Source organism: Streptomyces sp. NPDC002730 (genome assembly GCF_042888805.1).
GTDB lineage: Bacteria > Actinomycetota > Actinomycetes > Streptomycetales > Streptomycetaceae > Streptomyces.
In genome coordinates, this window is the sequence record NZ_JBIAQG010000039.1 from 1 (window position 1) to 9920 (window position 9920).

The following is a 9920-nucleotide window of genomic DNA, read 5'->3' on the forward strand; positions in this document are numbered from 1 at the left end:
ATCAGACGAAGGCCGCCCCCACGTCCGGCAAACTCCCTGGTGAGTGACCCCGTTCGGGACGTTGTTCGAGACCGGAAGATAAAGAACAAGCTGAGACGGAGTCGCAGATCCATGTTTGATGACCACCCCGGTGACGCGCCGGAATACGGAGCCCGCAGTCAGCTTCCGCGTCGCGAACCGCAGCAGGCATGGGACGAGACAAAGGCCTCGCTCGACGTGCCCCATCTTGACTCCCCGCCGTCGGCCGTGAACCTGTTCCTCGTCCCGGCCGGGGAGACGCCCCCTCGACGCCTCGACCTGAACCGCTTCCGCGGGCGCCAGGCGCACGCGGACGACGATCAGGAGGCCGCGTCGTGACGCCCGTCGGCTTAGCCATCGTCGTCTCCCTCGTGAGCGCGATGGGTCTGCTCATCCGCTTCGGGCCCAAGGGGAGGCGACCGTGAACACCGCGTCACGGCAGCCGCGGCACGCCGCCGCCTCGAGGGCGCCCCAGCCCCGGGAAAAGCGATTCCCTCGGCTGCGCTGGGCAATGAAGCACCCGCTCAGGACGCTGCGGCGCAACCACGGAAAGTCGATCCACCACAACGGCTTCGGGCTGGCCGGGATCGTCGTGGTCGGTGGATTCACCGCGGTGGTGGTGGGTTGGGTGGTGGCGATGCTCGTCTCTATGGATCCCTGACCCACAGCCCCTTTGAGCCGGTTATCTCCGTGGCGCCGCTGGGCCCCCGCCCCGCGCCATGGAGATGGCCTCCAACCGGGTCCCTCCGGTTCTGCCGAGACGACACGAGCGCACATGTGTCGGTCGGCGGGACGACCCCCGAGGAGGGAGCGGCGCCGCTGGCCCCGATCGCCTGCTGTAGCGGACCTGCAGCAGGCGCAGCGCGCGCCCCGGCCGCCCTCGTTCAGGAGAGCGGCGGCCGGCCCCACCCCGTACGTCATCACCGCGTGGAGCGAGGAGCACTGATGAAGACACTCGGACCCGTCTCGCCGACGGCCTGGGATGCCTGGGCGGCTGAAGGCCGCGTCTCCCACATGGTCAGCGACAGTGAGGTGGACCAGTTCATCCGGCACGTCCCCGACCGCCGGGGCCGCGTCGCGGTCGACGCCGGTTGTGGAATGGGCAAGTTCAGCCGCCGGCTCCGCGCTTTCGGATATGACGTGACCGGCGTCGATTTCTCCCCCGTTTCCTTGGACATAGCCCGCCGCGGCGGCCACGGCTTCGGCCTGCGTTACGTCCATCACGACCTGGACGCCGGTGACCCGCCCGCTCTGCCCGTCCGAGGTGTCGACTTGGTGGTGTGCCGCGAAGTCCTGCCGTTCCTCACGGACCCCGAGGGGTGGCTGGAGCGGGTGCGCACGCAGTGGCTGCGGCCCGCAGGTCAGGCGTACCTCGTCGTCCCGCCGGGTGAGGAGCAGCGCCTTCAGCGCGGCCAGATGACCAAACCGGCTGTCGCCCGGCTCTGCGAGGGCTGGTCGTCCGCCGTGCGCTACGACCTCGGCCCCCTGACCTGTCTCGTTCTGCGCAGCCCCGCCAGCTAATCCGCCGGCCACGCGCTCCGACGCGCCGCCCTTTCAAGTCCCCGCCCGGCGAGACCCTGTGCCCGCCGTGCAGACCGGGGCTCATACCGACCTGCCATGACATCCACGTACGTACTGCAGAAGAAGGGGAAACCCATGCACATCGAGCCGCTCAGCCCTGACGAGTTCACGGCGCCCATCACCGTCATCACCGGCGGCTGGTCACACGAGCGAGACCGCTCGCTGCTGTCCGGCCATACCGTGGTGAACGCTCTGACGGGGCTGGGGATCAGAACGCGCACGATCGACCTTCACAGTGACCGGGACACGCTCGTCACCAGCCTTCAAGGCAGTGAACTGGCGTTCCTCGCCATCGCCGGCCGCGGAGGAGAGGACGGCGCTCTCCAGGGCCTGCTGGAAACACTCGGCGCCCCCTACACGGGCAGCGGCGTCCTCTCCTCGGCTGTCGGCATGAACAAGGCCGTCGCGAAGAGGCTGGTTTCCGCCGCAGGGGTCCGCGTCGCCGGCAGCACCCGTGTCGGTCTCACCGCGGATGCCCCAACGGAGGCGGACCGCATCGCGGAACTGTGCGGGTACCCGGTGATCATCAAACCGGTCAGCGAGGGCGGATCCATCGGGCTCACCCTGGCCCGCAGTCCGGAAGAACTCACCGCCGCGCTTCTCGCAGCCGGGGACACCGACCTCATGGCGGAGGAGTACGTCAGCGGACGGTCCATCAGCGTAGGCATCCTCGAAGAGCGCGACGGCACGGTGCACGTCCTGCCGCCACTGGAGACGGAAACGGCCGAGGGGATCTACTCCTACGCGGCCAAGCGCACCGCGGGCGGCACGACCTACCACTGCCCGGCACGCGTGTCCGCGCAGCACCACGAGGCGCTCCATCGGCAGGCGGGTACCGCCCATCGCGCTCTGGGCTGCCGTTCGTACTCGCGTCACGACTTCGTGGTGTCCGGGACCTCCGGTGCGGTGTGGCTGGAGGTCAACACCCTTCCGGGCCTGTCCCGCCACGGGAATCTGGCCCGCATGGCCACGGTGGCCGGTTTGTCCTACGAGCAGCTCCTCGCCCACATCGTGCGGGGCGCCGGCACCGACCGTGAATCCGGCCCGGAGGGGGCATGACCATGTTGTCGCTGACCTCCCACGACGTGCAGAGCGCCGCCCAGAGGCTGCGCCGCGTCGCCGTCCGCACCCCTCTGCTGTCGTCCTCGACGGTCGACGAACTCCTGGGCCGGTCTGTCGTGATCAAAGCCGAGAACGTGCAGCGCACCGGATCCTTCAAGATGCGCGGCGCCTACAACGCGGTGGCCTCCTTACCGCCGCAGGCGCGTGCCGCGGGCGTGATCGGAGCATCCTCCGGCAACCACGCGCAGGCCCTGGCCCTGGCGGCCCATCTGTTCGAGGTGCCCGCCACCGTCGTCATCCCCGTCGATGCCCCCGCTGTGAAGGTTCAGGCGATCAAGGCGCTGGGGGCGGCCATTACCACCTACGACCGGCGCACAGGTTGTCGGGAGGCGATAGTCCACCAGCTCGCCGCCGAGCGTGGATTGACGATCGTGCCGTCCGCGAACAGCCCGGCTGTGATCGCGGGGGCCGGCACTGCGGCGTGGGAGATGCTGCAGGACGCACCCGACCTGGTGGCGATCCTCGTGCCGGTCGGCGGTGGCGGCCTTGCCGCCGGCTCGGCTCTGGCCGCGGCCGGTCGCCATCCTCGCCTACAGGTGATCGGTGTCGAGCCGGCCGTCGCCGACGACACCCGTCAGTCCCTTCACTTCGGTGAGCCTGTCACGATCCCGACGCCGGTGACGATCGCCGACGGACTCGGCCACACCACACCGCCGCGCCTGACCTTCGAGATCAACCGGGCTCTGCTGGCCGACGTCGTCACCGTGGAAGAGACCGCCATCGCGGACGCCATGGCGTACTTGTGGCGTCACTACCGCGCGGCCGCCGAACCGTCCGGCGCCGTCGCATTCGCCGGGCTTCTCCGGGTCGTCGAGCGGCTGCCTGACGGCCCGGTCGGTGTGATCCTGTCCGGTGGAAACGTCGACTGGACCTCGTACAAGAATCTGCTGGACCTCGCCATGGAACGAACGGAATCCCATGCTGCCCCCCTGCTGCGCTGAAACCTCCGGACCCCTCACCACCCGCCCCGTCCATCAGCCGGTGCCCACGATCACCCAGTACGCCAGCCCGGAGCTGATCGCCGGTATCGCGTACGGGAACGGCGACCCGCAGGACGATCCGCGGTGGAGGGAGACCGGTGCCCCCTCGCAGTCCGAGTACGGCAGGTGGTGCCCTCACATGTGCGGCATGGCGTGCCTGCAGATGGCGCTGCTGCACCGCGACGGCCAGGCCCCCGACCTCTTCCTGCTCCTTGCCGGAGCACGCTCCTTCGGCGCGTACGTGGAGCACGAAGACACGATCAAGGGGCTGATCTACTGGCCGTTCGCCAGGTATGTCCGGGAGCACCACAGCATGCCCGCCACGGTTCACGGTGAGCTCACCATGGCAGAACTCACCGCCGAGCTCGACGCCGGCCGCATGGTCATGGCCTCGGTGTCCAAGGGCATCCGCACCCCCGAGCAGGACCCGCCGAAGCGAGGTGGTCACCTCGTTCTCGTGCGCGGACGAACGCCTGCCGGTGAGATCGCTTTCACCAACCCCTCCGGCCACACCCCCGACGCTCTCGCGCCCACGCTCCCCGCGGCCCGCTTCGCTGACTTCTTCGGCGGCCGCGGCGTTTCTCTCGATCTCCGCTCCCCCAGCCGCCTCGCGCCTGACCAGACTGCCGCTGCCAGCCCGGTAGCGTCCCCTTTGGCCAGCTGACCCGGAAGATGATCCGCCCTGCGTCTTGGCAGTGCGGCAGGCACCTGGGGTTCGCCTACGGCGCCGGACCCGAGGAGGAGCCCCCGCTGTGCACCGTCCGGCCTGCCCGGACGGTGCACAGAAGTCCGCACAGCACGAGGAGACCAGTGATCCCCCTGACGCTCGCCGACATCGCCGCAGCGACCGGTGGCACCCTGCACAACGTGACCGACCCGGCCACGGTCGTCGACGGGCCGCTGTCGTTCGACTCACGCGATGTCGTCGCCCGGGGCCTGTTCGCCTGCCTCAGGGGCCGCACCCTCGACGGGCATGTCTTCGCCGAACAGGCCGTCCGAGACGGAGCGGCCGCCGTCCTGGCCACCCACCCCGTCGAGGCGCCCGCGGTCATCGTCCCCAGCGTGCTCGACGCCATGGGACACATCGCCCACGCCGTCGCCGACAAGTACACCGGCACCGTCATCGCGCTGACCGGTTCGGCGGGCAAGACCAGCACCAAGGACATCCTCGAATCGGTCCTCAGCCTCGACGGACCCACCGTCGCCACCGCCAAGAGCTTCAACAACGAGATCGGCCTCCCTGTCACCGTGCGCAGGGTGATGCCGGACAGCCGCTACCTGGTACTGGAGATGGGCGCCCGCGGCAAAGGCCACATCAAGTCCCTGTGCACCATGGTCCGCCCCGCCATCGCCACCGTGCTGGGCATCGGTTCCGCACACGTCGGCGAGTTCGGCAGCCGCCAAGCCGTCGCCGAGGCGAAAGCCGAGATCGTCCGCGCGCTGCCCGAACACGGTGTCGCCGTCCTGTACGGCGACGACCCACTCGTACGCACCATGGCCACGGCCACGCCCGCCCGCGTCCTCACCTTCGGCACCGGCGACGACTGCGATGTACGCGCCGAGACAATCAGCGTCAACCAGGGGCGCCCGCACGTCACCCTCCTCTACGGGCAGCACCGCGAATACGTGGAACTCCAATGCGTCTACGGGCGGCACAACGTCACCAACGCACTCGCCGCAGCCGCCACCGCCATCGCCGCCCGAGTCCCCTTTCAGCGCATTGTCCGCGGCCTCAGCACAGCCACGCTGTCCTCCGGCGGCCGCATGGAAATTCTGAACCGCGCCGACGGAGTCACGATCATCAACGACGCCTTCAACGCATCCCCCGAGTCCGTCATCGCCGCCCTTGACGCGCTCGCCGACATCGCCGGCCCCGAACGCCGCAGGATCGCCGTCCTCGGCGAGATGGCCGAACTGGGTCAGGACGCCGAGGAATGGCACGACACCGTCGCGAAGAAGGTTCTGGACACCGGCGTCCACCTCATGGTTGGCGTAGGAGGACCACACGCCCAGAGCATGATCACCACCATTCGGGACGGCGGCGTCCATGCCGCCGAAGCCGACACCGCACTGCCCCTCGCCCAACACATCAACGACCAGCTTCAGCCCTGCGACGTGGTCCTCGTCAAGGGAGCCAACGCCCTCGGCCTCGAAACAGCGGCCCGCGAACTCGCCGAACTGCGCACCCCGTAGACGGCCGCGGGCCGGCGCTGAGCAGCCCGCCGAGCGCGTCGCCGTGGTCACAACAAGCACCATCTGATCACCCATGCATGCCACGGGCATTCAGCTCGTCGCCTTGACCGGTGCGCCCGCAACGACATCCCCTGATCCCATTGCTGGAATGGGTCTGTGGCGAGTGGCCGCAGTTCTCCCACGTTGATCCGCAACCACCTCGCCGCCCGCACCGCGACCCCGAGGGTCCCAGCGAGGCTGAGCATGGGGCTCGATCGTGCGGTGCGAGCTGATGGACTCCGTCAGATCGAGGGCGTCCCCTGCTGTCGCACATGCCCGTTCGATCTCTCCCTGCGCGAAGTAAGCGTCTGCCTGGCGGGTGCCTGTCAAGTCCTGCGTGTTGAAGTTAGCTCGTACTGGGAGAGGGGATTGAGAGTCTCGGCAGTCACGTGACGTGTTGCCGAGGGCTCCGTCGGCCCATGCGTGGTGTCCGGCTAACGGCGGATGTGGCGAAGGCGAGAGAGGCCCGGCGGCGGGTGCATCGGCCGGACGCGGCCGCCGGGCCGGACTCCAGTGTCCCCTACGCGTCGGCGTCCGTCCGGCTCGGCGGACCGGCGAGCCGGTTGCGCGCTTCGTACGACGAGCCAGGCTGCCCTACGACTATGTACGTCATGGCCAGTTCGCCTCCTCGCACAGCACGGGCCAGGCCAGGTACAGGGCATGGGCGTTGGTCGTGGCCTCCAGCTCGTCACGCATGAACAAGGAGATGCGGGAGGTATCCCAGTCACGGAGGCCCACGTGGTCGCTGGTGAACTGCCCGAGGGTCTTGTTGCCGGCCAGCGCCCATAACAGGGCCATCACTTCGTCGCTCAACGGACCAGGGTGATCAGGTAAGGGAAGGTCGAGCAGTTGGTGCCTCAGCGCCAGGGCGATCAGTCCGGTCCGTGTCGTCGAGGGACCGGCTTTGTCGATTGTCCGGCTGACGAAGGACGACACGGTCCCCGGGCGAGCTGCAAGCCGCTGGGCGATGTCCTTGTCCCGGCTTCCGGTGGCAACGAGGGAGAGGACTCTCCGCTCCGTCGCATCCAACCGCTGAAGCCGTTCAGGGCATGCCCCTTCGAGCAGTTCCTGCGGCTTGGTCCGAGCCAGTTGAGCGGCCTTGGCGAAGACAATCATTGGGCGTCAGACATGTAGGGGCGTACGGACGGCGGCACGGTGGCGATACGCATCCGCTGCCGGTCGCGTGCGACCGGGACCAGGCGCCGGTGCTCGCGCAGGATGAGTTCACGGGCCTTGGATAGTTCCGTCACAGCGGGCTGGCGCTCCAGCACATCGCATTGCGCCACTGCAACCGCGCGCGCGACGGTGAGACTGCCTAGCTTGTCGGCGATCTGCCGGAGCCGGTAGCCGAAGTTGCTCGGCGTCAGCTTCAGTTCGCTGACCACTGTGTCCGTAGAAGCCCCCTGCGCAATGAGCCGAAGCTCGCGCTCGAGCGGGCTGAGTGGCTGCACTCGCGGGGTGCTGGCCCGGGCGGGGGCGAGTGTGGTGCTCATTCAGTTCCTCTCCACTCGATCGCTGCCCAGACCCGCAGCCCGCTCCCCGGGGTCGGTGATGCGCCCCATCGCGTGGCGAGTCGGCGCACAATGTCGAGTCCTCGGCCGTGCTCGGACAGGCAGTGGTCCTTGGCTGGGATCTCGTCGAACGGGGTGTCTGGTCGGGGACCGCTGTCCCGTACGGCGACCTGGACCTCGTCGGGGAACCGCTCGATTTCGACACGGATGCGTTCAGAATCGGTGTGTTCCACCGCATTCGTCGTCAGCTCCGAGACGATGGCCACCGCGTTGTCTATGCACTCTGCGGGCATCCGCCAGGACGTCAGGTCGTCGCGGACGTGGCGGCGGGCGCGGCTCGGCGCGGTGGCGTCGCCGTCGAGTACGTACGCATGGCGGGGCGGAGTCGTCGCCATCTGCGCGGGCAGCCAGCGAGGCGTCACAGAATGCCTCCAGAGCTCGTGAGCCACTGAGGCGACCCGATACGGCGGCGGTAGGCGGGATACACCAGACGCAGGGCCATCCGCAGATCCGAGACGGCCAGTGGGCCGTGGTTCTGGTGCGGCCGCCGCCGCCAGACCGTCGGGCAGTCGTACGGGCCGTTCAGCGGGTGGGGGGCTGTGAGCCACGTTCCGGTGCTGAGTGTCCAGACGTCCTGCCCAACCCAGATTCCTCCCTGGCCCGGGTCGGTGAAGAAGTACACGCGGCGGTTTCGCAGATCGGCGAGGATCGGCGTGTGCTGGTCGACGAGCAACGAACCGAGTACTTCGACCACGTCGTCAGCGAGAGCCTGCGGCATGGCGATGGCGTCCCGCATCCGTCCGGCGGGAAACTGCGCGGTCCAACGGGGGTGCTGCTGCCACTCGATCGCGAGTTGAGAAGGATCGGGGTGAGCGGCTGTGAACCAGCACTCGGCTCGGTCTGCAGTCGGCGCGGTCATCGCGCCGCCCGGAGGCACTTGGCGTGAGCGCGGACATCCCACCAAAGCGGGTCATCACCGCTCGGCCCGACCGAGCAGGCGTGTCCAGCAGGGTGAAGTTGTCCGCCAGGGGCGCCGCACTCCACGCACAACACGCCCTGGAGCTTGCGTAAGACGTCGGTGCTCACCGGAATCTCGAACCGGCGGCCTTCCGGGACGCGGATCGGGTCAGCCGCCGCATGGCTCGCTCCGCTCTGCAGGACCACTTCGCTGGGCATCCGGGTTCCCTCCCGGTCGGTACGTCGCGGTACGCGCCACACAAGATCACTTGGAGTTGTTGAGCGAGCGCGCTGTGTGCTGACTCAACCCAGGATGCCAGCAGATTCGCTACCATGGGAACAGCTCTCGCAGAATTCTGCGAGAAGAGTTCTGTCTCGAACTCTCGTACGCAGGGGCCTGACTGACGGATGTTCACGGACTGGCAGAATTTCTCGCACTGCCGCAGAAGATTCCTTGCCCTGGCAGAACGGCCACCGACACACTGGGCCTGGCACGAAGAAGGGACACCAGATGATCGAGGACGTCGGGGCGGCCGCACCTGCCCTATGCCGTCTTCAGCTCGCTGTGGAGCTCCGGGCCCTGCGCGATACGTCCGGACTGACCGCCTCCGAGGTGGCCAAACGGCTCGTCGTCAGCCCGTCGAAGGTCAACCGGCTGGAGGCCGGCGAGAACGGTGTCGTTGAGCCCGCCGACGTGATGGCGCTGTGCGGAATCTACGGGGCCGACCCTGAACAACGGGCGACGCTGGTCGGATACGCGACCGTCACAAAGACCAAGAAGGACTGGTGGCAGGAGCGCGAGTACGCGCCGGTGATCCCGCCGGGCTTCAAGGCATACCTCGGCCAGGAAGCCACCGCCTCCGCACTTCACAACTACGAATCCGAGTACGTGCCCGGGCTGCTGCAGACCGAGGCGTACGTCCGGGCTCTGCACCGCCGGGCGCACGAAGGCCTGAGCCGGGAGGAGATCGACCGGCTCGTCGCCGTGCGCATGACGCGGCAAGAGGTGCTGCACCGGAACGAATCACCACTGCGGCTCATTGCCATCATCAACGAAGCTGTGCTTCGCCGCCGCGTCGGCAGTGCGGAGGTGATGCGTGAACAGCTTGAGCATGTCGCGGAGCTCGCATCGACTCTGCCGAACGTTCGCGTGCAGGTCGTACCGTTCGAGGCTGGAGAACATCCCGGCATGAACGGAGCGTTCACCATCTTGCAGTTCCGGGAGCGGGACCCGTTCAACCCGATCGTCTACCTGGAGAACCTTGCTGACGCGTGGGTCGTCCGCAAGCAGGCCGATGTCGACCGGCACGAAGAAGCCTTCACGGACCTGCAAGCGTTCGCTCCAGGGCACCCAGAGTCCTTGAGCATGATCAAGAATGCAATCGAGGAGTTCTGATTCTCATGACCAACCAGGACGACGCCCGGCAGAGCGCTGAGTGGTTCACGTCCAGCTACAGCAACGATCAGGGCGGTCAGTGTGTCCAGGCAGCGCGCCTGGCCAGGGGCAAAGTCCGGAAGA

The 9920-nt window shown here is 68.1% G+C and carries 13 protein-coding genes and 1 pseudogene; 9 read left to right on the top strand and 5 right to left on the bottom strand.

Features of this window, described 5'->3' with window-relative positions:
• Nucleotides 1-111: 111 nt before the first annotated feature.
• From ACFYXH_RS41840 to murF, 7 genes are all read left to right on the top strand, one after another.
• Entirely contained in the window at nt 112-357 is a 246-nt protein-coding gene (locus ACFYXH_RS41840; protein WP_389574953.1) for a hypothetical protein, read from the top strand.
• Between the two features lie 82 nt (nt 358-439).
• Entirely contained in the window at nt 440-679 is a 240-nt protein-coding gene (locus ACFYXH_RS41845; protein WP_389574956.1) for a hypothetical protein, read from the top strand.
• A 284-nt stretch (nt 680-963) separates the two neighbouring features.
• The gene (locus ACFYXH_RS41850) at nt 964-1539 is read left to right on the top strand and encodes a class I SAM-dependent methyltransferase (RefSeq protein WP_389574958.1); all 576 of its coding nucleotides are present in this window, start codon (nt 964-966) and stop codon (nt 1537-1539) included.
• 96 nt (nt 1540-1635) lie between these two features.
• Nucleotides 1636-2658 (top strand): D-alanine--D-alanine ligase, encoded by a 1023-nt coding sequence (locus tag ACFYXH_RS41855; RefSeq protein WP_389574961.1) that lies wholly within the window; start codon nt 1636-1638, stop codon nt 2656-2658.
• On the top strand, nt 2655-3662 hold the full coding sequence (locus tag ACFYXH_RS41860) for a threonine/serine dehydratase (RefSeq protein ID WP_389574963.1): 1008 nt from the start codon (nt 2655-2657) through the stop codon (nt 3660-3662). Before ACFYXH_RS41855 ends, ACFYXH_RS41860 begins: the two co-directional genes overlap by 4 nt.
• Nucleotides 3663-3702: 40 nt before the next feature.
• A complete protein-coding gene (locus ACFYXH_RS41865) occupies nt 3703-4365 on the top strand; it encodes a peptidase (protein ID WP_389574966.1) in 663 nt (220 codons plus the stop codon).
• A 146-nt stretch (nt 4366-4511) separates the two neighbouring features.
• Nucleotides 4512-5894, top strand: coding sequence for a UDP-N-acetylmuramoyl-tripeptide--D-alanyl-D-alanine ligase (gene murF / locus ACFYXH_RS41870; RefSeq protein WP_389574969.1), 1383 nt, complete (start codon nt 4512-4514; stop codon nt 5892-5894).
• A 648-nt stretch (nt 5895-6542) separates the two neighbouring features.
• On the opposite strand, the gene ACFYXH_RS41875 is transcribed toward murF, so the two are convergent.
• The 5 genes and pseudogenes from ACFYXH_RS41875 to ACFYXH_RS41895 form a co-directional block, all read right to left on the bottom strand.
• Complete coding sequence (locus ACFYXH_RS41875) at nt 6543-6746, bottom strand: hypothetical protein (protein WP_389574986.1); 204 nt, start codon at nt 6744-6746, stop codon at nt 6543-6545.
• Nucleotides 6747-6848: 102 nt separating this feature from the next.
• A pseudogene (locus tag ACFYXH_RS41880) lies at nt 6849-7049 on the bottom strand (DNA-binding response regulator); the annotation flags it as partial.
• Nucleotides 7046-7426 carry a hypothetical protein gene (locus ACFYXH_RS41885; RefSeq protein WP_389574972.1) on the bottom strand — a complete coding sequence of 127 codons (381 nt, stop codon included), beginning with the start codon at nt 7424-7426 and terminating at the stop codon, nt 7046-7048. The pseudogene ACFYXH_RS41880 and the gene ACFYXH_RS41885, both read right to left, overlap by 4 nt.
• The gene (locus ACFYXH_RS41890; protein ID WP_389574975.1) at nt 7423-7866 is read right to left on the bottom strand and encodes an ATP-binding protein; all 444 of its coding nucleotides are present in this window, start codon (nt 7864-7866) and stop codon (nt 7423-7425) included. The genes ACFYXH_RS41885 and ACFYXH_RS41890 overlap by 4 nt, the downstream gene beginning before the upstream one ends.
• The gene (locus ACFYXH_RS41895) at nt 7863-8363 is read right to left on the bottom strand and encodes a hypothetical protein (protein WP_389574978.1); all 501 of its coding nucleotides are present in this window, start codon (nt 8361-8363) and stop codon (nt 7863-7865) included. The genes ACFYXH_RS41890 and ACFYXH_RS41895 overlap by 4 nt, the downstream gene beginning before the upstream one ends.
• A 549-nt stretch (nt 8364-8912) precedes the next feature.
• On the opposite strand from ACFYXH_RS41895, the gene ACFYXH_RS41900 reads away from it, so the two are divergent.
• A complete protein-coding gene (locus tag ACFYXH_RS41900) occupies nt 8913-9797 on the top strand; it encodes a helix-turn-helix domain-containing protein (RefSeq protein ID WP_389574981.1) in 885 nt (294 codons plus the stop codon).
• A gap of 5 nt (nt 9798-9802) precedes the next feature.
• On the top strand, nt 9803-9920 hold a 118-nt coding region (locus ACFYXH_RS41905; protein WP_389574983.1), incomplete at its 3' end, for a DUF397 domain-containing protein.